This is a genomic window from Candidatus Methylopumilus turicensis (assembly GCF_000953015.1).
Classification (GTDB): Bacteria; Pseudomonadota; Gammaproteobacteria; order Burkholderiales; family Methylophilaceae; genus Methylopumilus_A; species Methylopumilus_A turicensis.
In genome coordinates this window covers 317,327-341,448 of sequence record NZ_LN794158.1, presented here as the reverse complement: position 1 = coordinate 341,448, position 24,122 = coordinate 317,327, and the positions used below count along the sequence as shown (strand labels likewise).

Annotated in this window: 22 protein-coding genes; 11 read left to right on the top strand and 11 right to left on the bottom strand. The window is 44.3% G+C overall.

Features of this window, described 5'->3' with window-relative positions; all coding sequences use genetic code 11:
- The first annotated feature begins 1 nt into the window (after position 1).
- Positions 2 to 1,276 (top strand): murein hydrolase activator EnvC family protein, encoded by a 1,275-nt coding sequence (locus tag BN1209_RS01885; RefSeq protein ID WP_045750703.1) that lies wholly within the window; start codon positions 2 to 4, stop codon positions 1,274 to 1,276.
- Positions 1,277 to 1,297: 21 nt separating this feature from the next.
- Here the strand turns inward: BN1209_RS01885 and BN1209_RS01880 are convergent, their stop codons facing one another.
- The 7 genes from BN1209_RS01880 to cysS all read right to left on the bottom strand — a co-directional run bounded on the left by BN1209_RS01880 (position 1,298) and on the right by cysS (position 10,167).
- Positions 1,298 to 2,314: a quinone-dependent dihydroorotate dehydrogenase gene (locus BN1209_RS01880; protein ID WP_045750702.1), complete on the bottom strand. Its 1,017-nt coding sequence runs from the start codon at positions 2,312 to 2,314 to the stop codon at positions 1,298 to 1,300.
- Between the two features lie 55 nt (positions 2,315 to 2,369).
- A complete protein-coding gene (locus BN1209_RS01875) occupies positions 2,370 to 2,708 on the bottom strand; it encodes a P-II family nitrogen regulator (RefSeq protein ID WP_045750701.1) in 339 nt (112 codons plus the stop codon).
- A 37-nt stretch (positions 2,709 to 2,745) separates the two neighbouring features.
- Positions 2,746 to 5,841, bottom strand: a complete 3,096-nt coding sequence (locus BN1209_RS01870; RefSeq protein ID WP_045750700.1) for an efflux RND transporter permease subunit — start codon at positions 5,839 to 5,841, stop codon at positions 2,746 to 2,748.
- A 3-nt stretch (positions 5,842 to 5,844) separates the two neighbouring features.
- Positions 5,845 to 7,020 carry an efflux RND transporter periplasmic adaptor subunit gene (locus BN1209_RS01865; RefSeq protein ID WP_052661073.1) on the bottom strand — a complete coding sequence of 392 codons (1,176 nt, stop codon included), beginning with the start codon at positions 7,018 to 7,020 and terminating at the stop codon, positions 5,845 to 5,847.
- Between the two features lie 20 nt (positions 7,021 to 7,040).
- Positions 7,041 to 8,312, bottom strand: coding sequence for a TolC family protein (locus BN1209_RS01860; protein ID WP_052661072.1), 1,272 nt, complete (start codon positions 8,310 to 8,312; stop codon positions 7,041 to 7,043).
- Positions 8,313 to 8,475: 163 nt separating this feature from the next.
- Positions 8,476 to 8,763, bottom strand: a complete 288-nt coding sequence (locus BN1209_RS01855; protein WP_144402528.1) for a hypothetical protein — start codon at positions 8,761 to 8,763, stop codon at positions 8,476 to 8,478.
- Positions 8,764 to 8,802: 39 nt separating this feature from the next.
- Positions 8,803 to 10,167, bottom strand: a complete 1,365-nt coding sequence (gene cysS, locus BN1209_RS01850) for a cysteine--tRNA ligase (RefSeq protein WP_045750698.1) — start codon at positions 10,165 to 10,167, stop codon at positions 8,803 to 8,805.
- A gap of 172 nt (positions 10,168 to 10,339) precedes the next feature.
- On the opposite strand from cysS, the gene BN1209_RS01845 reads away from it, so the two are divergent.
- The 4 genes from BN1209_RS01845 to BN1209_RS01830 all read left to right on the top strand — a co-directional run bounded on the left by BN1209_RS01845 (position 10,340) and on the right by BN1209_RS01830 (position 13,935).
- A complete protein-coding gene (locus tag BN1209_RS01845; protein WP_045751897.1) occupies positions 10,340 to 11,356 on the top strand; it encodes a nuclear transport factor 2 family protein in 1,017 nt (338 codons plus the stop codon).
- 138 nt (positions 11,357 to 11,494) lie between these two features.
- Positions 11,495 to 12,616, top strand: a complete 1,122-nt coding sequence (locus BN1209_RS01840) for a L,D-transpeptidase family protein (protein ID WP_231855141.1) — start codon at positions 11,495 to 11,497, stop codon at positions 12,614 to 12,616.
- Positions 12,617 to 12,660: 44 nt separating this feature from the next.
- On the top strand, positions 12,661 to 13,152 hold the full coding sequence (locus tag BN1209_RS01835; protein ID WP_045750696.1) for a peptidylprolyl isomerase: 492 nt from the start codon (positions 12,661 to 12,663) through the stop codon (positions 13,150 to 13,152).
- Between the two features lie 30 nt (positions 13,153 to 13,182).
- Positions 13,183 to 13,935 (top strand): UDP-2,3-diacylglucosamine diphosphatase, encoded by a 753-nt coding sequence (locus BN1209_RS01830; RefSeq protein WP_045750695.1) that lies wholly within the window; start codon positions 13,183 to 13,185, stop codon positions 13,933 to 13,935.
- 61 nt (positions 13,936 to 13,996) lie between these two features.
- On the opposite strand, the gene nusB is transcribed toward BN1209_RS01830, so the two are convergent.
- Together nusB and ribH are read right to left on the bottom strand one after the other, a co-directional pair.
- The gene (gene nusB / locus BN1209_RS01825; protein WP_045750694.1) at positions 13,997 to 14,461 is read right to left on the bottom strand and encodes a transcription antitermination factor NusB; all 465 of its coding nucleotides are present in this window, start codon (positions 14,459 to 14,461) and stop codon (positions 13,997 to 13,999) included.
- Positions 14,458 to 14,907 (bottom strand): 6,7-dimethyl-8-ribityllumazine synthase, encoded by a 450-nt coding sequence (ribH, locus tag BN1209_RS01820; protein ID WP_045750693.1) that lies wholly within the window; start codon positions 14,905 to 14,907, stop codon positions 14,458 to 14,460. Before ribH ends, nusB begins: the two co-directional genes overlap by 4 nt.
- Positions 14,908 to 15,106: 199 nt before the next feature.
- Between ribH and phoB the strand changes: the two genes are divergently transcribed.
- Together phoB and phoR are read left to right on the top strand one after the other, a co-directional pair.
- Positions 15,107 to 15,793, top strand: coding sequence for a phosphate regulon transcriptional regulator PhoB (gene phoB / locus BN1209_RS01815; RefSeq protein ID WP_045750692.1), 687 nt, complete (start codon positions 15,107 to 15,109; stop codon positions 15,791 to 15,793).
- Between the two features lie 41 nt (positions 15,794 to 15,834).
- Entirely contained in the window at positions 15,835 to 17,133 is a 1,299-nt protein-coding gene (gene phoR / locus BN1209_RS01810; RefSeq protein WP_045750691.1) for a phosphate regulon sensor histidine kinase PhoR, read from the top strand.
- Positions 17,134 to 17,162: 29 nt separating this feature from the next.
- Here the strand turns inward: phoR and BN1209_RS01805 are convergent, their stop codons facing one another.
- On the bottom strand, positions 17,163 to 17,417 hold the full coding sequence (locus BN1209_RS01805; RefSeq protein WP_197539016.1) for a helix-turn-helix domain-containing protein: 255 nt from the start codon (positions 17,415 to 17,417) through the stop codon (positions 17,163 to 17,165).
- Positions 17,418 to 17,632: 215 nt separating this feature from the next.
- Here BN1209_RS01805 and BN1209_RS01800 point away from each other — a divergent pair, with 215 nt between their 5' ends.
- Positions 17,633 to 17,944: a hypothetical protein gene (locus tag BN1209_RS01800; protein WP_082048363.1), complete on the top strand. Its 312-nt coding sequence runs from the start codon at positions 17,633 to 17,635 to the stop codon at positions 17,942 to 17,944.
- 67 nt (positions 17,945 to 18,011) lie between these two features.
- Here BN1209_RS01800 and BN1209_RS01795 read toward each other — a convergent pair whose 3' ends face one another.
- Positions 18,012 to 21,824 carry a DUF3683 domain-containing protein gene (locus tag BN1209_RS01795; RefSeq protein ID WP_045750688.1) on the bottom strand — a complete coding sequence of 1,271 codons (3,813 nt, stop codon included), beginning with the start codon at positions 21,822 to 21,824 and terminating at the stop codon, positions 18,012 to 18,014.
- A 181-nt stretch (positions 21,825 to 22,005) separates the two neighbouring features.
- On the opposite strand from BN1209_RS01795, the gene BN1209_RS01790 reads away from it, so the two are divergent.
- From BN1209_RS01790 to BN1209_RS01780, 3 genes are all read left to right on the top strand, one after another.
- Positions 22,006 to 22,542, top strand: coding sequence for a peroxiredoxin family protein (locus BN1209_RS01790; RefSeq protein ID WP_045750687.1), 537 nt, complete (start codon positions 22,006 to 22,008; stop codon positions 22,540 to 22,542).
- Positions 22,542 to 22,955, top strand: coding sequence for a CopD family protein (locus BN1209_RS01785; RefSeq protein WP_045750686.1), 414 nt, complete (start codon positions 22,542 to 22,544; stop codon positions 22,953 to 22,955). Before BN1209_RS01790 ends, BN1209_RS01785 begins: the two co-directional genes overlap by 1 nt.
- 201 nt (positions 22,956 to 23,156) lie before the next feature.
- On the top strand, positions 23,157 to 24,107 hold the full coding sequence (locus tag BN1209_RS01780) for a carbohydrate kinase family protein (RefSeq protein WP_045750685.1): 951 nt from the start codon (positions 23,157 to 23,159) through the stop codon (positions 24,105 to 24,107).
- Positions 24,108 to 24,122 lie beyond the last annotated feature (15 nt).

The window sequence follows — 24,122 nt, the reverse complement described above, 5'->3', positions numbered from 1 at the left end:
CATGCGTCATGTTAAAAGCATTGCAATTGGGCTTAGTTTATTTGCGGCAACGATACTTTCAACCTCGACTTTCGCGGCAAACAAAACAGAAAAACCAAAAGAAAAGCTCAACACCATTCATGAACGTATTGAATCGCTCACCAAAGCGTTAGGCAAAACAAAAGAGGCACATGACGATGCTGCTGACGCTTTGAAAGAGAGCGAAAAGGCCATCAGTGAGACCAATCGAAAGCTTTTCGAGCTTCAACAAGAACAAAAGAAACATAGCGAAACCCTTCAAGCATTGCAAACCCAAAAATCAGGCCTTGAGAATACGATTGAAGGTCAAAAGGATCAGCTAAGTAAACAGATGTATCAGCAGTATCTGCACGGCAAGCAAAATTACTTACAAATTATTTTGCAAGAACAAGACCCCAGTGCCGCTTCGCGCCAACTAAAATACTTTTCATACGTGACTAAAGCCCGTGAAAATCTGATTCATGGCATGCAATCCAATTTAAGCCAAGTCACCAAGCTAAACGAACAAACAGTCGATGCATTACAAGAGGTAGTCAACCTCAAAAACAAACAACAGTCGGAGCGAAAAAATCTTGAGTCGCAAAAGCAATCACATAGCAAGATCGTTGAGAAGCTATCATCACAGATTAGTGCGCAACGTAATGAGATTGAAAAACTAAAGCGTGACGAAAAAAGCCTATCTCAATTAGTTGAGCGCCTAGCAAGAGCAGCGCAACCAAAACCACAAAAGCCAACAGAAGAAAGTAAACCAAAAAACATATCGCGTGAAACAACTGCAAATAAACCTGACACTGAAAATCGACCACAACAAGCGTTAGCTAGCAACGAGTCGTTACCTAGCAATGCATTTGACGGTGGAAGCTTTGAGTCATTAAGAGGAAAACTGAATTTGCCTGTGCGCGGTGAAGTCACCAATAAATTTGGCAACAGTCGCCAAGACACCGGGCTTACATGGAAAGGTTTATTTATCAAATCAAATGAAGGCAACGACGTCAAGTCCGTGGCAAGCGGCCGAATCGTTTTTGCGGATTGGATGCGCGGATTCGGCAATCTGATTATTGTTGACCATGGTGGGGGCTACATGAGCCTCTACGGTAACAACCAAGCACTTTTGCGCAAGATGGGGGATACGGTCAAAGGTGGTGATACGATTGCAAGCGTTGGTAACAGCGGCGGCAACGACACTTCAGGCTTATATTACGAGTTACGTAGCCGCAGCAAACCATTTGACCCGATGAGTTGGAGCGTTTTACGCTAGGATGCGCTTAACTTTCAAGATCTAACCGATGGCTTTACAAATATCGCGAACCAAACTTGGACCACGGTAAATCAAGCCACTGTAAACCTGCACTAAGCTTGCGCCAGCCGCAAATTTTTCTGCGGCATCAGCACCACTCAAAATGCCACCAACCCCAATAATGGGCAATGCGCCAGCGAGCTGTTTTGAAAGTTGTGTAATCACCAGCGTAGACTTTTCACGCACCGGCGCACCAGACAAACCGCCTGCCTCAGAGGCATTTGGTAAACCAGCCACCATGTCTCTTGCGACCGTGGTATTCGTGGCAATGACGCCATCAAACTGATGGATTTTAAGTAAATCAGCAATGCCAATAATTTGGGCCTCGTCTAGATCTGGTGCAATTTTCAATGCAATTGGCACGTATTGACCATGCTTATCCGCCAATATTTTTTGCTCTGCTTTTAAGCTAGCCAGCAAAGCATCTAATGCATCTTTTTCTTGCAACTGGCGAAGGTTTTTCGTATTTGGCGAAGAGATATTTACTGTGATGTAGCTGGCATGCGAATAAACTTTACGCATACAAATCAGGTAATCATCCACCGCACGTTCGTTTGGGGTATCAAAGTTCTTGCCAATATTAATACCTAAAATACCGCGAAAATTAGAAGCTTGGACGTTCTCAATAAGATGATCAACACCCAAGTTATTGAAGCCAAAGCGATTCACAATACCTTCTGCTTCTTTAACTCTAAATAATCTAGGCTTAGGATTACCTGGCTGCGGACGTGGTGTAGTCGTTCCGATCTCCAGAAAGCCAAACCCTAATGCGGCCATGCCATCAATGACAGCCCCATTTTTATCCAAACCTGCAGCGAGACCAACAGAGTTAGGGAAAGTAAGCCCCATCACTTGTTTGGACTTGCATTGGATAGGTGTTGGCAACATAGCTAGCAAGCCTGTTTTCTCAGCCAATTTAAGACTGTTCAGCGACAGGTCGTGGGCGCGTTCAGCGTCGAGCTGAAATAAAAACGGCTTTGCGAGTGCGTATAAATTCATACGTTTATTTTACTCGAAAAGCCGCGGTTTTCTAACACTCTCAACAATTGACTAATTAGCAGTCAAACACAATAATCTGCTCCGATAGCCTTATCATTCGCTCAACAGGCGTTACCCAAACGATGCCATCTCCCACCTGACCCATTTGACCAACCTCAACCAATATTTGCAATATGCCCTCCACCAACTCATCTGGGGCCACAATATCGATTCTCACCTTGGGCGTATATTCGTTTAGCTCATCTTTAAGACCCTGACTTGGTTTCGCCAAATAGTGCCCACACCCCTCAACTTTCGTAATGGTCATTCCTGGGAATTCTTTAATATTACGAAATGCCGAGCGGATTTTGGCTAATCTTTGTGGCGGAATAATCGCCTTAATTTCTTTTTTCATTCTAGCTCCATCTACAAATAGGAATCTTTAGGATTCTTTATGATTCAATTCTTTTCTCTTCAAACGTTCTGTAGAGTGCCGGCAATACAACTAGGGTCAGCAAGGTTGAGGTGATTAAGCCCCCAATCACCACAATCGCTAATGGTCGCTGAATTTCTGAACCTGGTCCCGTCGCAAACAAGAAGGGCACCAAGCCTAACATCGCCACTGTCGCGGTCATCATGACCGGCCTAAACCGTTGCTGACAACCCTGAGTAATCGCTTCAAACTGGCTCTTCCCTTCGTCACGCAAGTGTCGGATATAAGAGACCAACACAACCCCATTGAGCACCGCAATCCCCCACAAGGCAATAAATCCTACCGATGCCGGCACCGAGAGATACTCTCCCGTTACAAACAAGGCAACGATGCCGCCGATCGAGGCGAATGGAAGCACCAGGATAATTAATGCTGCATAACGCACTGAGTTAAACAGTAAAAATAACAGGAAGAAAATTGCGCCAATCGTTACCGGTACAATTAAAGCCAAATGACTCAAGGCGCGCTGCATATTCTGGAACTGACCACCATATTCTAAATAATAGCCATCTGGCAGTTTTAACTCTTTGTCCAAATTATTTTGAAGCTCAGCAACAAAACCACCTAAATCTCTGTCCTTTACGTTGACACCAACCACGATCCTTCGTTTCGCCAGCTCACGACTAATTTGCACGGGTCCGTCTTTCACTTCAATTTTAGCCAAATCGCGTAATTTAACCCGACTACCATTTGGAGAAGTCATCAAAATATCGCCAATCTCCTCGGCGCTACTTCTGAAGTTTTCTGGATAACGCACAGCGGCGCTAAAACGACGCTGCCCTTCAAACACTTCCGTTGCTTCTTTCCCCCCAATGGCGGTTTCAATAACGTCATGCACATCTGCAGCATTAATGCCGTGCCTTGAAATTTCATGACGATCAATGGTGATGTTCAAATATTGCTGACCAGAGACTTTTTCCACACGCATGTCCACCGCGCCAGGAACACCGCCCGCAATTTTGGCAATCTCGTCAGCTTTGGCTTTCAACACCAACATATCATCGCCAAACAATTTGACTGCAACATCGGAACGAACACCACTCAGCAGTTCAGCTACCCTAGCAGCAATCGGCTGCGCCATGACCACTTGAACACCAGGCAAGATTTTTAGGCTGTTCTGAATAGAGGCCGCAATATCATCCTGCGTCCAACCTTTTGGCCATTGATCTCGAGGCAATAAACTCACAATAGGCTGAGACTCGTTCTGACTTTGTGGATCTGCAGGACTCTCACCACGCCCCACGCCTGAAACCACGGACTTCACGCCAGGCAGCTTAGCAATCACTTGCAAAGCTTCTTTTTCCATCACGAGTGACTCATCTAAAGAAATATTAGGCGCACGAATAATGTTAGGCACAATCGAGCCCTCGCGCATTTCAGGAATAAACGAAGTACCTAATAAAGGAATGATCAGCAGCGCAACGACAAATGATGCAACTGCAACGCCAATGGTTCTCTTTTCATTGGAAATGGCCACGTTAAGCAATCGAAGGTAGGGCCTTTTAATGGCTTGAATAAAGCGCGTATCTTCGCCACTCCCCCCTTTTAAAATATAAGAGCACATCACAGGCGAAAGCGTGAGAGAAAGCACCAATGATACAAACAACGCAATTGCGATGGTCATGGCTAAAGGACCAAACATCTTCCCTTCCATCCCTTCTAAGGTCATTAATGGCAAGAACACGAGGATGATAATGCCAACCCCAAAAAGCACAGGAGTGCCAACTTCTGTTGCCGCTTCTAAAACGACGCGAATTTTGCTTTCACCCTGACGATGTCCTAATTGATGAAATGCATTTTCAACGACCACCACCGATCCGTCCACCATCAAACCAATGGCAATCGCTAAACCACCCAAGGACATGAGGTTCGCTGAAATACCTAAATAGTTCATGGCCATAAACGTCATCAATGGCGTTAGGATTAGGGTCCCAACTACAATCAAACTAGAGCGGACATCCCCCAAAAAGAGAAACAGAATAATAACAACCAAGATAACGCCCTCAATCAACACCTTCACCACAGTGTTCAAGGCAGCATCCACTAGCTCACTTCGATCGTAAAATGGGGTGATTTGTAAATTACCGGGCAGAATTCCTTTTTCATTCACCTCTTTAACTTTGGTTTTAATACGACCAACAACCTCTTTGGCGTTACCCCCTTTAATCATCATCACGATGCCACCAACAGACTCGGTTTCACCATTTTTGAGCAAGGCACCAACCCGTACTTCATTACCAAGCTTAACCTCAGCCACATCGCGCATATAAACAGGAACGCCACCCTGTTCTTTTAAAACGATATTGCCAATGTCATTAAGATTTTGAATTAAACCAACGCCCCGAATTAAATATTGCTCGGAATAGTGAGGCAAAATGCCACCACCACTGTTTGCATTATTTCTAGCAAGTGCGGTGTAAATATCGTTGAGCTTAAGCCCGTAATAATTCATTCGGTCTGGATTCACTAAAGCTTGATACTGCTTAACATAACCGCCCATGGAGTTAATTTCAGCAACCCCTGGAATGCTTCTTAACAAGGGACGAACCACCCAATCTTGAATAGCTCGACGCTCAGTTAAGTCTTCTTTAGTTAAGTTTTTGTGACCATCCGTTTTTTTGTCTAATGTGTACTGATAGACCTCACCTAAGCCTGTAGATACCGGGCCTAAAATGGGAATAACGCCTTCAGGCATTTTCTGGCTGGCTTCCATCAGACGTTCCATCACCAATTGCCGAGCAAAGTAAACATCCGTATGCTCAGTAAATACAAGAGTGATGAGTGACAATCCATTTTTATTAAGCGAACGCATCTCGACTAGGCCAGGCAATCCGGTCATCGAAATTTCTAGGGGAACGGTAATAAATCGCTCAACTTCTTCGGGAGATTTACCCATCGCTTGCGTTGCGATTAACACCTGAATATTGGTCACATCAGGAAAAGCATCAACAGATAGTTTTTTAACAGCAAAACCACCCGCCACCATCATTGCCAATGCCAGCACAACAACAACTAGGCGCTGCTTAAGCGCGCCACGAATCAATGACTCAATCATGGCTTACTCCAATTCTTTACGTTTGCGTTCGTTATTTAAATGGAACGCACCGTCAGTCACGATCGTTTCACCCTCTTCAACGCCACCAATGATTGGCCGCATCGCATTAAATTCATCACCAACATCCACCTCTCTCAAGCGATATTTATTCGCTGAGATTTGAACGAAAACATAATTCTTATCGTTCTGACGAACAATTGACCTAACCGGCACAGAAAGTTTTGCAATTGGCTTTGATTGCACCAACATGGAAACCAACATATCTGGTTTGATCTCACGATTCACATTACTGAGCTCACTCCGGACCATGACAGTTCTGGTTTCTGGATTGACGATATCGGAGACATACACCAATTTGCCTTTAATTGGCTTTTCATTGATTGATGGAATTAAAATATCGACTTCCTGGCCTTTTTCAATCAAGTCAATCTGACGCTCTGGCACTTCCGCAACTGCGTAAACCTTTGACAAATCGGCAACAATAAAAAGCTCATCCGCAGGCTGAACAACCTGCCCCAGGTTAATCTTTCTGGAAATGACAGTGCCTGAAATTCTTGCTGTCACTGTGCTAAATGAATGCATCTGTGAGTTTTTTGAAAGCTTAGCAATGCCTTGCGATGTCATCCCTAAGACTTGTAACTGATCCGCAGCGGCGTTCAAATCAGCCTTTGCGGCACTAAGTTCAGACTCTCTTCGTTGAACTTCTGCCTTACTAATAACATCGGCCTCTAACAAAATGCGTGCGCGCTCCACCGCTTTACTTTGCAGATCAATTTGTTGCAATGCTTTAATGTAAACCAATTGATTTTGAGCTAACTCAGTACTATTGAGCGTGGCTAAGGCCTGTCCTTGTGTGACATGTTGACCCAACACAGCATCGATATCAGTGATACGACCAGTGACTGGCGCACCTATTTTAGCCATACGTTGTTCATCCACTTGAATGCTACCTGGGATTCGCAACACTTCGCGAATGTCTGCCTGGCCAACCTTCATTAAGGTTACCTTCTTTTGCAAGTCCGCACTTAACTCAACCAAATACGGATCGATCTCTGGTTTTTTTGATTGCTGTGTGTCATCACTGCCTTTACAAGCCGTCAATGCAAGCATCAAACTCAACACTAGAACATCTCTCAGCACGGATGCCCGAGTTTTGTTGCCATTAAAAATTGTTGTCATCTCGATTATTCCTAATTTTTTTAATTTGTTTGTAGTATTTCAAAACCCAATAAGCGCTCTATCTCAAGCATTGCGCTAACGTAGTCAAACTTTGCAGCCAAATAATCTTTTTTTACGATGCGATAGACGCGCTGGGCATCCAGGTACTCCAAAATTCCACGCTCACCATAACGATAAGCCGCCTCAGCGACCTTGAGCACTGACTCTGACTGCGCTAATAAACCGCTCTCAAAAGAAGTCACTTGATTTTGTGCAATGATGTAGCGCTGATATGAAGCATCTAAATCCCGTGTTAATGCGAGCTCGCGGTCACTGAAAACCGCCTGAACTTGACTCACATTAGCAGCTGCCTCAGCAATCTGACCTTGGCGTTGATTCCATAGCGGCAATGGCAGCGCCAAACCCAAACGGTAGCTTGTTAAATCAGGATCTTGCTCAATACCCGCCTTAAGCGTTAACCCGGGATTGCGTAGATTTTGCTCAAGCCTTAACTTTGCATCCGCTGTCTGAGAAGCAGCTCGCACTTGTTTCAGTTGTGGGCTTTGGGAAATTTGATCTTTCAACGCACTAATACCGGGAAGTGATTGGCGCATTGGGAGCTCACCTGTCACGTCAAAGTTAGCTGGCATTGAAGCGCCAACCAGCCCTTGTAAAAATGCTTTTGACTCTACAACGCGAACAATTGCCGCCTGATAATCTCGCTCTGCAGCAAGCGTTTCCGTATCCGCCTTAATTAATTCATAGCGTGGAGACTCCCCAACATCCACACGCAATTTCACGCGCTCACGAATTTGTTGTAACAAATTACGATCATCTTCGATTAAACGTAATGCCGCCTGTCTTTGTAAAACATCATAAAAAGCTTTTTTGACCCTGGCACGCAATTCGATCTGATTGATTTCAGCACTGACGCCATAAAATGCCACATTGGATTCGGCAATCTCTCGTCTCGCTGCTCTAACATCTGAAAACTCCAGCGGCTGAGATAAGCCAACAATCCAGTTGCTTTTATTATCGCCTGGACCCGTTCTATAACGACTAGGACCCGCTGTCATTTCAACTTCAGGATTGGCAAAGGATTTGGCAGTCGTGACCGTTGCAACAGCGGCATCTTGTTGCGCTTTCACCACGCGAACGCTTGGGTTTTCAACCAAAGCAATGTCGATCACTTGCTGAAGTGAATAAACGGGGGCAGCCGAGGAAAATAGGGGCTGAGAAAGCAGTATTGAGAAGCAAAGAAAGATTGCACGCTTCGTCAAACATGAGGGTTTGATATTTTTTTCTACATTCATTTGATTTTTTTATTCCATAAACAAAAAACATGCTTAAAGTTTTTATCCATCGCTCTGCGTTGGTAAAGACAAAAGCGCACTGGTTTGTTCTTGCGCATCTTCAAACATCTTAAATTAATTATGATAAAAGTGAAGAATACGCAGAACTGGTGCACCAGATCAATTAGAACGATGGTGGCCGTTTGGGGGCAATAAGTGGAGGCTGAGAATAGAGTCGAACGATAGAAGTTGGCAAGATAGCCAACAATAAGGAGATAAACGGGATGAGTAAAGTCAAAATACCATCATCATTAATATCTGATGAATCATCGTGATTGGACGACTCAGGCACAACATCTTGTATCGAAAAACCATCCATAAATTCAGGCGAAGAGTGATTCACTTGTTTACCAAGCAAACAAAAGCAAAACATTAATCCAATAATCAGCGTAGTGAAATATTTCAGTGTCATGGTTGTATTGTAATCAATTGCCCGAATTAGTTCCAAATATTAGCTATTTCGCCAAGTCGTACCCTGTGGAGTATCCTCTAAAACAATCCCTTGCGCTAACAACGTTTGACGAATGCGATCTGCCTCCGGAAAGTTTTTATCCTTTTTAGCCTCTGCGCGGGCTTTAATCAGCCCCTCGATAGTATCGGGTTGTAAGCCGCCTTTAGATTCAGCCTGCATAAATTCTTCAGGATTACGCTCAAGCAAACCAAGCACACCAGCAAGACCCTTCAGCTGTGAAGCCAATGCCACATCATTCGTCTTGTTTAATTGATTAGCCAAATCAAACAGCACCGCCATCGCTTCTGGAGTATTGAAATCATCATCCATGGCGTTTTGAAATGCTTGAAAGGATGGCAGAGTCGTATCAACATGAGCAATGACATCATAATTGCGTAGCGCTGTGTAAAGTCTGGTCAAGGCTTGCTTTGCGTCATCCAGGTGCTTATCAGAGTAATTGAGTGGGCTACGGTATTGTGCCCGCAAAATAAAGAAACGAACGACTTCAGCATCATATTTTTTCAGGACATCACGAATCGTAAAAAAGTTACCTAAGGACTTAGACATCTTCTCATCGTCGACGCGGACAAAACCGTTATGCATCCAATAATTCACAAAAGTACAATCATTGGCGGCTTCGGATTGCGCAATTTCATTTTCGTGATGTGGAAATTGAAGATCTTGACCACCGCCATGAATATCGAAGTGTTTGCCTAAGTGGCATGCGCCCATGACTGAACATTCGATATGCCAACCTGGACGCCCCTTTCCCCAAGGAGAGTCCCAACTAGGTTCGTTAGGCTTCACAGATTTCCAAAGAACAAAGTCCATCGGGTCGCGTTTAAAGGTATCGACGTCCACACGCTCACCAGCGCGCAAGTCCTCTAAGGATTTACCAGAAAGCTGGCCATAATTGGCAAAGCTATTGACTGAGTAAAATACATCTCCATTATCTGCTTGATAAGCGTGCCCCTTGTCAATAAGGCTAGCAATCATCCTAACCATTTCATCTACATGGGTTGTTGCTCGCGGTTCAACGTTAGGGGGCAACACACCCAGCATCGCTGAGTCCTCATTCATGGCGTCAATAAAGCGCTGAGTTAAGTCACCAATCTCTTCACCATTTTCATTGGCACGTTTGATAATCTTGTCGTCAATGTCCGTAATATTCCGAACGTAATTCACCTCAAGGCCTGAGGCTTTTAACCAGCGATTAACCATATCAAACACGACCATCACACGCGCATGCCCAAGATGACAGAAGTCGTACACAGTCATGCCGCAGACGTACATTCCGACTTTTCCGGGCACTCTTGGGACAAAGGTTTGTTTTTCTCGTGCAAGTGTATTGTAAATTTTGAGCATTTGATTTGATTAAAACTGAGTGCTTTTGATGACTCGCATAATACACCCTGTGGTGAGATCACTTAAATCACTAAATAAATATGGTTTATTGTGTTGCGCTAGTGGAGCAAAGACGGGGTTTTTGATAGAATCAGCACCTCATCAAACTGCGAAAAAGTATATCACAATGGTTATGTCGCGCACCCTCTCTATTCGTTTACTACTTGTCCTGATTCTGAGCTTCTCAAGCTTCGTTAACGCCGACGACCTAAAAGATATCGCTCAACAAGCTAGCCAAGGCCAACCATCTGCCGCAATGGAGCGCGTGAACAACCACATCAGTGCTAACCCAAATGACGTTCAAGCACTGTTCATGCGTGGCGTAATGCTAGCGGAGCAGGGTAAAAAAGATGAGGCCATCAAAGCCTTTACAGACATTACTCAACGATTCCCAGCCCTGCCAGAGCCATACAACAATTTGGCAGTCCTTTATGCCGATCAAGGCCAGTTTGACAAAGCAAAACAGGCGCTGGAAAGTGCAATCAAAACGCACCCAAGCTATGCCACCGCCCACGAGAATCTTGGGGATATTTACTCAAAAATGGCCTCAGAGGCTTATGGAAAAGCGCTTCAATTGGACACAGCTAACGCTCGGGCTCAAAACAAACTACTACTGATTAAAGATTTGCTCAGCGCAAGCGGAAAAACAGCTTCGGCAATCAGTGCAAAACCGGCACACATCAATACAACAACCTTGCCAGCCACGCCAGATTCCGCCTATGGAAATAAAGTTGCTGATTCAATTAAATCTACTGAGCCTGGAAAAACAAATACAAAGCTTGAAAGTAGCAATGACGTAGGGCGCGCTGACACCCAAAGTGTTGTAACCGCGGTAAATAAATGGGCCAGCGCATGGTCAAATAAAGATATTAACGCTTACTTAGATGCTTATGCTGATGGATTTAAAACGCCTGACGGACTGAGTCGCAAGGCTTGGGAGGCGATGCGTCGCGAACGCATCAACAAACCAGGGAAAATCGAAGTGTCAGTTTCTAATATCAATGTTCACCTAGACGATAGCTCTCATGCTACTGCCAGCTTCAAACAAAGCTACCACTCTGGCAATCTGTCGCAAAAAACCTCCAAGGTATTGGTCTTTGTTTTCACCAATGGAAAATGGCTCATCGTGCAAGAAAAAGCCAACCACTAATACTGAGCTTATTGCATCGTGAATCTCTTTCCTCATTACCCTAGATTGAAATTTAAACTCTATACTTTCATTACTTTAGTGATCGTAACAGTTTGTCCATGGAGTGCGACCGCATTAAACCGCCCCGAGCTTAGTTTATTGACTAAAGATAGTCTCTCTGCATCCACTAAGACAGAAGATTTAATTGTTCAAAGTCTGATGGAAATTTCATCAGGAGATATAGAATCCGCCCTAAAGACATTAGATCAGGTCATTTCAGCCACGCCTAATTTTAAGCTAGCCCACCTTGTCAAAGGCGATTTGTTAATGGCACGGGCACAACAGTTTGAAGCATTCGGCAGCCCGCATCCCAGCTCAGAAGATGTCGCTGGTTATCGCGATGAAGCGCGTAAAAGAATTGAGCGTTATTTAGATAAATCATCCGATCAATTAATTCCTGAACCCATTTGGCAACTTGATGGTTCGCAATCTTATATTTTTGTCGTGGATGCAGATAAGTCACGCTTGTTTGTTTATCGCAACGAAAATGGCAAGGCACAATACACTGCAGACTTTTATGTGACGATCGGTAAAAACGGTAGCGAAAAAAAATATGCCGGCGACAAGAAAACACCATTAGGTGTTTACTTCACCTCCCCCAAGCTAACTCAAAAACTAGCGGACACTTATGGTGATGCTGCATACCCATTAAGTTACCCCAATGAATGGGACAGGCGAGAAGGAAAAACGGGAAGTGGTATTTGGTTACATGGAACACCCCACGACACCTACAGCCGCGCGCCTCAATCAAGTGATGGTTGTGTGGTACTCTCTAATCAAGACTTAAGTAAATTGGCGCCCATTTTGCAACAAGGCAATATTCCTGTCGTTGTAAGCAAAGGGCTTGAATGGCTTAAACCAAATCAAACCTCAAAAGACAAACAAGCCCTTCTAGACACTATTGAGGCTTGGCGCAAAGACTGGGCTTCACAAGACACTGAAGAGTATTTAAGTCACTATGCAACTGAATTTTCAAACGGGAGCTTGGACCTTCATCATTGGTCAGAAGAAAAACGACGCATTCAAGCAAGCAAGCCAAATGTGGATATTACCATTTCAAACCTTAGTTTATTACGCTACCCCAATAGTGCTCTGCCGATGGCCGTGGTGACATTCGACCAAAACTTTCGAAGTAGCTTGCTGGATAGCAAAATGCGAAAAAGACAATATTGGATTCAAGAAAACCAACAATGGAAAATTATTTACGAGGGCGCTGCATAAGCACTCTTTTTAAAAACACACTTTAATTTTAAAAGGAAAATATCATGGTTAAATTACACACAAATTTCGGCGAAATTACACTTGAACTGGATGCAGAAAAAGCGCCGATAACGGTCGCTAACTTTCTGGCTTACGTGGAAAGTGATTTCTACAACGGCACAATTTTCCATCGCGTGATTGATGGCTTTATGATTCAAGGCGGTGGCTTCACGCCAGAAATGTCACAAAAAAATACCAGCCCGACCATTAAAAACGAAGCTAACAATGGTCTAAAAAATAAATCTTATACCATCGCCATGGCTAGAACACCTGCCCCTGACTCTGCAAGCAGCCAATTCTTTATCAACATTGCTGATAATGACTTTTTGAACTTCACATCACCAACTGCACAAGGCTGGGGCTACTGCGTATTTGGCAAAGTCGTTGCAGGCACTGAAGTGATCGATAAAATCGCCAAAGTAAAAACAGGCAGCAAAAGCGGCCATCAAGATGTGCCTGCTGAAAGCGTGGTAATCGAACGCGCTGAAGTTTGCTAATCAGACGTTACGTTTCTTTAGCCTAGTCAAATGAACAACATCGGAAATGCAGTAAGCCACAGCTTATTCATTTCCGATTTGCATTTGTGTGCCTCGCGACCAGCTATCACACATCTATTTATCCACTTTCTGCAACAGACGGCAAGCCAGGCTGAACAGCTGTTTATACTGGGTGATTTGTTTGAATATTGGGCCGGCGATGATGACCTAACGCATCCCGACCATGCGGCAATGATTGAGGCTTTAAAAAATCTGACAAGCAACAACACTCAGGTCTCTTTGATACATGGCAATCGCGACTTTCTGCTCAGCGAACAATTTTCGGCTGCAACCGGGATCCAGCTACTCAACGACCCAAGCGATGTCAATCTCTATGGCAAACGCATATTAATCAGTCATGGTGATGCCTTGTGTACGGATGACACTCGCTACCAAGCTTTTAGATTACAAGTGCGTTCAACAGACTGGCAACAAGACTTTTTATCGCAACCACTGAGCACAAGAAAAGCGCAAATTGAAGCCCTTAGGTTGCAAAGCGAACAAGAAAAATCTCATAAATCACTTACCATTATGGATGTAAATGAAGACGCGGTTCGCGCACTTTTACGTCATCACGCTTATCCCGAATTATTTATTCATGGGCATACACATAGACCAGGCATTCACGACATCGAGATTGATGGCCATCAATGCAAACGCATTGTTCTTGGTGATTGGTATGAGCAAGGCTCGTGCTTACGATTAGATCATCATGGCTTCTCTAGCCAAACAATCAATGTTTAATCAAATTCGGACATTAAAAAAGCCAAGCATTGCTTGGCTTTTTAGTTTACGCAGATAAAAACTAGCGGCTGACTTCCGAAGGTCTTGCTGCCGCAGCGAGTTTATCTAGCACACCGTTCACGTACTTATGACCATCCGTACCACCATAAAGCTTTGCTAATTCGACACCTTCATTAATTGCAACGCGGTATGGGATGCTCACATCAAAAATTAATTCATAGGCTGAGATCAATAAAATTGCATGTTCAATTGGACTAAGCTCGCTAATTGGGCGGTCCAAGAACTGAGCGATACGATGATCGAGTTCAGGGATCTGATCGTAAACGCCTTCGAGCAGACTTCTGAAGTAAGTTTCATCTGCTCGGGCGAAATCGGCCTCATCTGCCATTTCACGCACAATGAGACGAAGCTCTTTTGGGCTCAACAACAGCTGATATAGGCCCTTTAGTGCAAGCTCACGAGATTTGCGGCGATTGCCCGTTGGCTTAGTTGATTTGATCGCACTTTGTGTTGGATTGTCGCTCATATTGCCCTAAGTAAATTAACCATTTCGATTGCAACTTCCGCCGCTTCCGCACCTTTAACATCAATCCGCGCAAGCGCTTGCTCGTCGTTTTCTGTGGTTAAGATCGCATTGGCAACTGGCACACCGTATTGCAATTGCACTTCGGAAACCCCACGAGCAGACTCGTTAGAGACGACTTCGAAATGGTAAGTCTCACCTCGAATAATGGCGCCTAAAGCAATCAAAGCATCGAATTTTTCGCTGTTAGCCATTTCTTGCAATACGACTGGCGTCTCAAGCGCACCAGGCACTGTGGCCAGCGTAATATCATCCGCCAAAACACCTAGCGCTAATAACTTAACCTCGCAAGCCTTCAATAATCCTTCACCCACTTCACTATTAAAACGAGACAGCACAATCCCTACTTTTAAGCCTGTGCCATCCAAATTTTTTTCGATGATATTCAACAACAACCCCTTTTAACATCTACATTCCAAGAATGCGTCATCATACCACTAAGCGCCGTCACGCTAAATCATGCGTGCGTTAAAAACCAATCTTTTTCAATGCCTAAAACAAGCGTCACAATTGTCATTAAATTGTCACAATAAATTCATATAGTGTGTTCAATTGTGATAAAACATCATTTAAATGAGAGACTAATTTATGGCCGCAAATATACTAATTGTTGAAGACGAACCTGCAATTCAAGAACTGCTGGCGCTCAACCTGACCCAGGCCGGCCATAATCCAATTCGCGCACTTTCTGTAGAGCAAGCGCAAATGCTGATGCGTGATGCCTTGCCAGATCTTATTATTCTTGATTGGATGCTTCCTGGCATGAGCGGCATTGAGTTTGCTCGAAAACTCAAAAGTGACGAACTCTCAAAAACCATTCCGATTATTATGCTGACTGCCCGCGGTGAAGAGGTCGATAAAATTCGCGGGCTTGAAGTTGGCGCAGATGATTACGTCACGAAGCCATTTAGCCCGCGCGAACTTAATGCGCGTATCAAGGCTGTCCTCCGTCGACGTTCTCCGCAAATGACTGACGATCCAATTGAATTAAATGGCTTACGTTTAGATCCAACTACGCATCGCGTGACGGGCAATAACAAAACCATTGAACTTGGCCCAACCGAATTTAAATTATTACATTATTTAATGTCCAATCCAGAGCGTGTCCATTCTCGCAGTCAGGTATTAGACCGAGTCTGGGGTGACCGCGTTTTTGTAGAAGACAGAACGGTGGACGTCCATATCCGCCGCTTACGTCTTGCACTTGAGCAAACAGGGCATGAAGATTTAATTCAAACTGTACGTGGCGTTGGCTACCGCTTTTCATCGCAATAGCTCATAATATGAAGGCCTTCTAACTTCATGATTGAATAGCCTTGCAAGATATCCGCTGGAAAGCATTTTGGCTAATTGTTAGCCTTACCTTCATCTGCCTCATCGTGTGGGCAGCAAATGACGCTGAAACAGCCCTCATCACTTTTTCTGTCGGTATTACGCTTTACCTTGCACATCACTTGTTTTGGTTAGCCAAACTGCTCGCTTGGTATAAAAAACCAGACTTGAATGCTATGCCACTTGGGAGTGGTGCTTGGGAAGATGTGTTTGCCACCATCTACCACGAACAGCGACGTCACAACCGCAGCAAGATACAACTCAGCTCTGCACTTGATCGCTTTAGACACGCTGCCAGCGCACTCCCCGATGGCGTAGTACTTTTGGATGATGACAATAAAATAGAGTGGTGTAATAAACCTGCTGAGCAGCAATTAGGTTTGTCGCTCAAACAAGATATCAATCAACCAATTGTTTACTTAGTTCGCAATACCGACTTCATTCAGTATCTCAAACATCATGTCGACATTGACCCGATCAAGCTCAAGTCATGGATAAAATCGGATATCACCCTTGAAATACAGTTAGTAGCATTTGGTAGCAATCAAAAACTGCTGATCAGTCGAGATATCAGCCAAGTAGAAAAACTTGAGCACATGCGCAGAGATTTTATTGCGAACGTCTCTCACGAACTAAGAACACCGCTGACTGTGGTCGGTGGCTTTTTAGAAACGCTCAGCGACATGGACGGCGCCGTCCCAGAATCACTTCGCAATTACTTTGGAATGATGCAAGATCAAACAAGTCGCATGCGTCTCTTGATTGAAGACCTGCTTACCTTGTCTCAATTAGAAAGTGGCGCCACATCCCCAGATGAAGCAGAACTTGATGTGCCTGCACTTCTCAACACTATTCTCAATGAGTCGAAAAGCCTCAGTAATGGCCGCCACACTATTACACTAGATGCTAATCCCAATTTATCAATCATTGCTTCAGCCCAAGAACTACACAGCGCCTTTGGAAACTTAGTTGGTAACGCGATTCGTTACACCCCTGAGGGTGGCAGCATCACGATGCATTGGGATGAGAACAATCAAGAGGCTGTGTTTAGTGTCATCGACACCGGGCTAGGCATTGAACAACAACATATTGATCGTCTCACCGAACGCTTTTACCGCGTCGATCGCAGCCGTAGCCGTGAAACGGGCGGCACAGGCTTAGGACTCTCTATCGTTAAACACATCCTTAGCCGCCATCAAGGTCGCTTAGAAATCACCAGCGAATTTGGCAAAGGCAGTACGTTTAAGGCGGTGTTTCCTAAGTCTAGGATTGTAAGTAAATAGACTGAATTGGTTGAGTAATTGATATCAAATCAAGACTTCATCAACTCTTCAAAAAGGCCTCTTCGCCTCTCTGCACTAAGTTTACTTATCAGCAGAATAGTCTCAGCAAGCTCATCATCTTCACAATATAAATAAGCAGTAGGCACAGATAAAACTTTCGCTATTTTTGATGCTGTTAAATAACTTGGCTCATGCACCCCACTCTCATACCTGCTCATTCTAGCGCTGCTGGACCCTTCATCCAATCCAACTTGAACACCAAGCTTATCTTGCGCAACACCCATAGCAATTCTCGCGGCTTTTAATCGCCTACCGAAAACTGATGAGCTGCATGTTTGACTAGACATTCTACGATAATGGTAGAAATAATATTTTTTATCTCTACGAATTACGTAGATTTATTGGTAATATGCTTACGTTTTACTAATTCATATTAATTACCAATAGAAAGTTTATTATGCTCAAAAAAATAACATTAGCCTTAGCTATAGGGCTTTTAATGCTTAGCGGTTGCGCAACAAAACCCAACAAAATCTCAGCAGCTTATGTTTCACCCTTGCAATACAAAGACTATGATTGCAAACAACTCGGCAATGAATCAGAAAGAGTGAATCGCAGAGTAACGGATTTAAATGCGTCGCTTCAAAAAAAAGCTGATGGTGACAACGCAAAAGTGGCAGTTGGAATGATCTTGTTCTTCCCCACTTTATTCTTTACTGATGGCGATGGTCCTGAGGTAGCAGAATACTCAAGACTGAAAGGTGAAGCAGAGGCGCTTCAAAAAGCAGTCATTGAAAAGAAATGTGGATAGAAAAATAGGCGATAAAAAAGCGCGGCATCTTTTCAGACCCGCGCTTTTTGTTTAATACTACAGCACATTACAACAAGACTTTTTCAATCCCACCGTTATTCGCTTTTTCCACATAGTCTTGCATCCAGTTTTCACCAAGTATGTGCTTGGCCATTTCCACCACGATGTAGTCAGACGTAATACCTGTATCTTCACCATAGCGTGACAAGCCTTGTAAACAACTTGGGCAAGAAGTCAAAATCTTCACATCTTGCTCTGGCGCGCCAGGGGTTAAACCAAGCTTAACCATGCCTTTTTCTAGCTCTTCTTGCTTACGCATTTTTACTTGCGTTGCAATATCTGGACGGCTGACCGCAAAAGTACCTGACTCACCGCAACAGCGCTCATTCAAGGCAACATCTTGACCCATCAATGCGTTAGTCACTTTAAGTGGCGCATAAGTCTTCATTGGGCTATGGCAAGGGTCGTGATACATATAACGTGTACCAGTAACACCTTCAAGTTTCATGCCTTTTTCCATGAGATATTCGTGAATATCTAACAAGCGACAGCCAGGGAAAATCTTCTCAAACTCGTACTTTTGCAACTGATCCATACAAGTACCGCAAGACACAATCACCGTCTTAATATCAAGATAGTTTAGGGTATTGGCAATACGATGGAACTGTACGCGGTTTTCAGCGGTGATTTGCTGACCTTTATCATGATTACCACTTGCCGTTTGCGGATAGCCACAACATAAATAACCTGGTGGTAATACAGTCGTTGTGCCTACTTCATAAAGCATGGCTTGAGTTGCTAAACCAACCGTTGAGAACAAACGCTCTGAACCACAACCTGGGAAGTAGAAGACTGCATCACCCTCTTCACCCATTTTTTTAGGGTCACGAATCACTGGCACCATCTTGTCATCTTCAATGCCAAGCAAGGCACGTGAGGTCTTCGTTGGCATGGCTTTTGGCATCGGACGATTTAAGAAATGCACTACTTGCGCTTTTATTTCCGGCTTGCCTAAGGTTGATGGCGGACGTTTCTTAAAGCCTGTTAACAGGCCCAGCTTATTCAATACAGTATGGCCAAGTCGTTGTGCTTTGTATCCAACACCCACCATCAAAGTGCGCATCAATTTAATTGTTGCTGGGTCTTTGATATTAAGGAAAGTCATGGCTAGCGAAGTGCCAGGATTGAAATGCTTCTTACCTTGCTCACGCAAGAAATTACGCATTGCAATCGACACATCACCGAAGTCGATATCCACAGGACAAGGGTTATAACACTTATGGCAAACCGTACAATGGTCGGCCACATCGTTAAACTCATCAAAATGCTTGAGTGAAATACCGCGGCGGGTTTGCTCTTCGTAAAGGAAGGCTTCAATCAGTAATGATGTGCCAAGAATCTTGTTGCGTGGGCTATAGAGCAAGTTAGCGCGTGGCACATGCGTGGTACACACTGGCTTACACTTACCGCAACGCAAACAATCGCTGATTGAGTCGGCAATCTCACCAATTGCAGATTGCTCCATAATAATGGACTCTTGCTCAAGCAAGCCAAAGCTAGGGGTATAAGCTCTCTCCAAGCCGGAGCCCGCAAGGAGTTTGCCTTTATTAAAGCGGCCTTCCGGATCAACTTTTTGCTTATACGCTGCAAAGGTAGAAATGGTTTTCTCATCCAAGAATGCCATTTTGGTGATGCCAATACCATGCTCGCCAGAAATCACCCCATCCAAATCACCGGCCAATTTCATAATGCGTGCTACCGCAGTATGCGCGGCGTGCATCATTTCATAGTCATCTGAGTTGACAGGAATGTTGGTATGCACATTACCGTCACCTGCATGCATATGCAGCGCAACAAACACGCGGCCTTTTAGCACTTTCTGATGAATTTCGTCGCAACGCGCCAAAATACTTTGGTATTCACGGCCAGAGAAAATAAGCGCTAGTGGCTTTTTAAGCTCTCGCTTCCAAGAGATGCGTACTTGGTGCTCTTGAACAGCGCGGAATACATTCTCTACCGCAAGATTTGCGAAGTCTTGGCCCAAACTGCTGGCTGGTAAATCAAGGCTATTGAGCACTTTCAGCCAATGTGCCTTGACATCTTGAATCAATTTGAGCGATTGGGCTTTTTTGGCCAATAACAACTCTTGATCCACTTGCGTGTCGTCATCTTCATACAAGGGCAAATCCCCTTGCAAGAATGACTCAAGCGCATCCACCAGCTTCAATTTATTATCAATAGAAAGCTCAATATTGATGCGCTCAATACCATCTGAATAATCACCCAAACGAGGCAATGGAATTACCACGTCTTCGTTAATTTTAAAGGCGTTGGTGTGCTTAGCAATCGCCGCAGTCCGCGCGCGATCTAGCCAGAATTTTTTACGTGCTTCAGGCGAAACAGCAATAAAGCCTTCACCGCCACGCGCATTGGCTAGGCGAACAATGTGCGATGCTGCTTCTCCCACGGCATCTTCATCATCACTCGCAATATCGGCAATCAACACCATTTTAGGGCGCTCAGAACGGTTCGCTTTCGTCGCGTAACCTACTGCCTTAATGTAGCGCTCATCCATGTGCTCCAAACCTGCAAGCAAAGTTGATTCTGTGGCATCTAAATGATCTTTAATTTCGACGATTGCTGGCACAGCAAGGGCCACGTGGCCAAAGAACTCCAAGCAAACGGTACGCACGTGCTTAGGCATACGATGAAGAATGAATGTTGCAGAGGTGATTAAGCCATCACAGCCTTCTTTTTGGATACCAGGTAAACCAGATAGGAATTTATCTGTGACGTCTTTACCCAAACCAACTTTACGGAAGCTAGGGCCAGGAATTTCTAAAATCTCAGGCTCACCAATGAGGGTTTTGCCATCAACATCGAAACGACTAACGCGGAATCTTGCTACATCAATATCGTGAATTTTGCCGAGGTTATGATCTAAACGCTCAACCTCAAGCCAGTTTGCATCTGGGGTTACCATGCGCCATGAAGCCAAGATGTCGAGCGCTGTGCCCCAAAGCACCGCCTTTTTACCGCCAGCGTTCATTGCTACGTTACCACCGATACAACAGGCGTCAGCAGAGGTTGGGTCACAAGCAAACTCAAGGCCCGCTTCAGTAGCGGCTTCCATAGCACGACGTGTCACCACACCAGCACCACAATGTAAAGTGGGCACTTGGCGGCTAACACCAGGTAAAGTGCGCATTTCTACACGACCAATGGTGTCTAATTTTTCTGTGTTAATCACTGCTGAGAGCTTAGTCAGTGGCACGGCTCCGCCTGTGTAACCAGTACCACCTCCGCGTGGGATAATCGTCAAACCAAGCTCAATACAAGCTTTTACAATCGCGGCCACTTCAATTTCAGTATCTGGATTCACTACAACAAAAGGATATTCAACGCGCCAATCAGTGGCATCAGTCACGTGCGAAACGCGCGCTAAACCATCAAATTGGATATTGTCTTTACGGGTAATTTTTCCTAGCTTAGCTAGAGCCTTTTTACGCAAAGCTTCTGTTTGCTTAAAGTCTTCTTCAAAGGCATTAACAGCCTCACGCGCCGCTACAATAAGTTTAAGAACGAGAGGATTCTCTTGTGAACGTTCATGAATTGCATGGATTCGGTGATTAAGCGCGCTGATTAATTCATTTCTACGCTTTTTGCTTGCAAGCAGATCATCTTGCAAGTATGGATTTCGTGTCACCACCCACAAATCACCAAGCACTTCAAACAACATGCGCGCAGAGCGACCTGTTTTGCGCTCTCCGCGCAGCTCGTTTAAAACATTCCAGATGTCTTCGCCCAAAAATCGAATGACGATTTCGCGGTCTGAGAATGAGGTGTAGTTATATGGAATTTCGCGTAAGCGGCTGGCCATGAGTGTTCACGTCAAATTAAAGAAACAATTATATCATGCGAGTGCATGGCATTAAACGGTTGCAGGATTGTGGTTATAAAGTTAATTCAGCCTTCAAACTGATGACATTCCCTAAAAAAAACCGCACAATGCGTAGAGTATTTAGTTCATAAAAACGTTCCACAGAATGAAGATTTTCTTAATGAAGTTATTGTTCAATTCCCCCGCAAAAATTTTGATCCCGCTGATCGTGGCAGGATTACTTGCTTTTTTATTTTTAAACTTGAGCGACAAAAAACAAGCACCAAACCTCACGTTCACAACCATCGATGGGCAAACCATGCCCATCACTTCACTCAAAGGCAAAATGGTGGTGGTTAACTTCTGGGCCACATACTGCCCTGGTTGTATTGAGGAGATGCCCGACTTGGTCAAGATCTATCAGCAATATCATGCCCAAGGCTTGGAAATAATTGCCGTCTCAATTGCAGACGATCCACTCAATCAAGTTGAAAACTTTGTGAAAAAGAATGCGTTGCCTTTTCCTGTGGTGCATGACAGCGACGCTTCAATTAGTTTAGCCTTTGATCAAGTGAGTCTCACACCCACTTCATTTATCATTGACCAACAGGGCCGTATCATTGGCAAAACCATTGGAAAACTCGACTTTGTGAGCCTGCGCAAATTGCTTGATCAGTCACTCACCACCCAATCAACCTCAAGTAAGGGCTCAACATAATGTTGTGGATAAAAGCTTGGCACATTATTTTTATGGTGACTTGGTTCGCGGGCATGTTCTACCTGCCCAGACTATTTGTTTACCATGCCATGTCTGACGACAAAATCAGTCACGAGCGCTTCAAAATTATGGAGCGTAAATTGTTTTACGGCATCATGACCCCCGGCGCCATTCTAACAATCGCTTTTGGCTTTTGGCTTTGGCTAGGATATGGCATTACAGGTGGATGGTTACATATCAAGCTAGCAATCGTTTTAGGCTTGGTGGCTTATCATATTTATTGCGGAAAATTACTCCGCGATTTTAAACATGATAGAAATCAGCGCAGTCATATTTACTACCGGTGGTTTAATGAGGCGCCTGTCCTAGCCCTTATTGCAATCATTATTTTGGTTGAGGTGAAGCCTTGCTAGGGCTTGTCAATTCTTACTCATCCTAAATTACCCATAAAATAATGCTTTGTGCAAAGATGCACAAAGCAGTTAATGCCAACAAAATCTCAATCAATGGCGCGCTAAAAATGCGCATTTTATTCGGGCCAAAAAATCCACATCTTGCCCTTACTAATCCCTATCAGGATAATGACGTTTTAATCTAATTAAAGCTTTCCACTCATGCAAACCCTAATCTGCGGCTCACTGGCTTTTGACACTATCATGGTGTTTCCTGACAAATTTAAACATCACATCCTGCCAGAGAAAATTCACATGCTGAATGTGGCTTTTTTAGTGCCAGAAATGCGGAGGGAGTTTGGTGGCACGGCGGGCAATATTGCTTACAACCTGAGGTTGCTTGAAGATAACCCCATTATCATGGCAACAGTGGGTGATGACTTTGGCGCTTACACTGCTTGGCTTGAAAGCAACAACATCAGCGATGCGCACATTAAAAACATCCCCAATAGCTTTACTGCACAAGCTTTTATCACGACCGATTTAGATGATAATCAGATCACCGCTTTTCATCCAGGCGCTATGAACGAGTCTTATTTAAATAGCGTGAATGATGCAAAGAACATCTCACTCGCCATCATCGCGCCAGATGGCCGAGATGGCATGTTTAAACATGCTCAGGAATGTTTTGATGCTGGCATTCCATTCTTGTTTGATCCAGGCCAAGGCTTGCCGATGTTTAACGGTGAGGAGCTACTTGGTTTTATTGATATGGCAGACTATCTGGCCGTCAATGACTATGAGGCACAAATGTTGCAAGAAAAGACCGGCTTGGACCTCGACACACTAGCTTCAAAAGTAAAAGCGCTGATTGTGACGCTTGGCGCAAATGGCTCAACTATTTATGCAGATGGTCAACGCTTTGAAATCCCGCCCGTTAAAGCAGAGGAAGTGGTTGACCCAACAGGCTGTGGTGATGCTTACCGTGCTGGCTTACTGTATGGCATTTCAAGAGGCTGGGATTGGCCAACTTGCGGAAGGCTTGCTTCAGTAATGGGCGCAATCAAAATCGCTAGTCGCGGCGGACAGAATCACAGGCCTAGCAAAGAAGAGATTGAAGTCATTTACACCCAAGCTTTGGTGGATAACACAAAGCTGGATGAAAACACCTAAACTTAAAAAGAGGCT

What these genes read in the sequence shown, in the direction of transcription:
- BN1209_RS01885 (WP_045750703.1), top strand. Translation starts at nt 2, where the DNA reads ATGCGTCATGTTAAAAGCATTGCAATTGGGCTTAGTTTATTTGCGGCA.
- BN1209_RS01880 (WP_045750702.1), bottom strand. Translation starts at nt 2,314, where the DNA reads ATGAATTTATACGCACTCGCAAAGCCGTTTTTATTTCAGCTCGACGCT.
- BN1209_RS01875 (WP_045750701.1), bottom strand. Translation starts at nt 2,708, where the DNA reads ATGAAAAAAGAAATTAAGGCGATTATTCCGCCACAAAGATTAGCCAAA.
- BN1209_RS01870 (WP_045750700.1), bottom strand. Translation starts at nt 5,841, where the DNA reads ATGATTGAGTCATTGATTCGTGGCGCGCTTAAGCAGCGCCTAGTTGTT.
- BN1209_RS01865 (WP_052661073.1), bottom strand. Translation starts at nt 7,020, where the DNA reads ATGACAACAATTTTTAATGGCAACAAAACTCGGGCATCCGTGCTGAGA.
- BN1209_RS01860 (WP_052661072.1), bottom strand. Translation starts at nt 8,312, where the DNA reads ATGAATGTAGAAAAAAATATCAAACCCTCATGTTTGACGAAGCGTGCA.
- BN1209_RS01855 (WP_144402528.1), bottom strand. Translation starts at nt 8,763, where the DNA reads ATGACACTGAAATATTTCACTACGCTGATTATTGGATTAATGTTTTGC.
- cysS (WP_045750698.1), bottom strand. Translation starts at nt 10,167, where the DNA reads ATGCTCAAAATTTACAATACACTTGCACGAGAAAAACAAACCTTTGTC.
- BN1209_RS01845 (WP_045751897.1), top strand. Translation starts at nt 10,340, where the DNA reads ATGTCGCGCACCCTCTCTATTCGTTTACTACTTGTCCTGATTCTGAGC.
- BN1209_RS01835 (WP_045750696.1), top strand. Translation starts at nt 12,661, where the DNA reads ATGGTTAAATTACACACAAATTTCGGCGAAATTACACTTGAACTGGAT.
- BN1209_RS01830 (WP_045750695.1), top strand. Translation starts at nt 13,183, where the DNA reads ATGAACAACATCGGAAATGCAGTAAGCCACAGCTTATTCATTTCCGAT.
- nusB (WP_045750694.1), bottom strand. Translation starts at nt 14,461, where the DNA reads ATGAGCGACAATCCAACACAAAGTGCGATCAAATCAACTAAGCCAACG.
- phoB (WP_045750692.1), top strand. Translation starts at nt 15,107, where the DNA reads ATGGCCGCAAATATACTAATTGTTGAAGACGAACCTGCAATTCAAGAA.
- BN1209_RS01805 (WP_197539016.1), bottom strand. Translation starts at nt 17,417, where the DNA reads ATGGGTGTTGCGCAAGATAAGCTTGGTGTTCAAGTTGGATTGGATGAA.
- BN1209_RS01800 (WP_082048363.1), top strand. Translation starts at nt 17,633, where the DNA reads ATGCTTAGCGGTTGCGCAACAAAACCCAACAAAATCTCAGCAGCTTAT.
- BN1209_RS01795 (WP_045750688.1), bottom strand. Translation starts at nt 21,824, where the DNA reads ATGGCCAGCCGCTTACGCGAAATTCCATATAACTACACCTCATTCTCA.
- BN1209_RS01790 (WP_045750687.1), top strand. Translation starts at nt 22,006, where the DNA reads ATGAAGTTATTGTTCAATTCCCCCGCAAAAATTTTGATCCCGCTGATC.
- BN1209_RS01785 (WP_045750686.1), top strand. Translation starts at nt 22,542, where the DNA reads ATGTTGTGGATAAAAGCTTGGCACATTATTTTTATGGTGACTTGGTTC.
- BN1209_RS01780 (WP_045750685.1), top strand. Translation starts at nt 23,157, where the DNA reads ATGCAAACCCTAATCTGCGGCTCACTGGCTTTTGACACTATCATGGTG.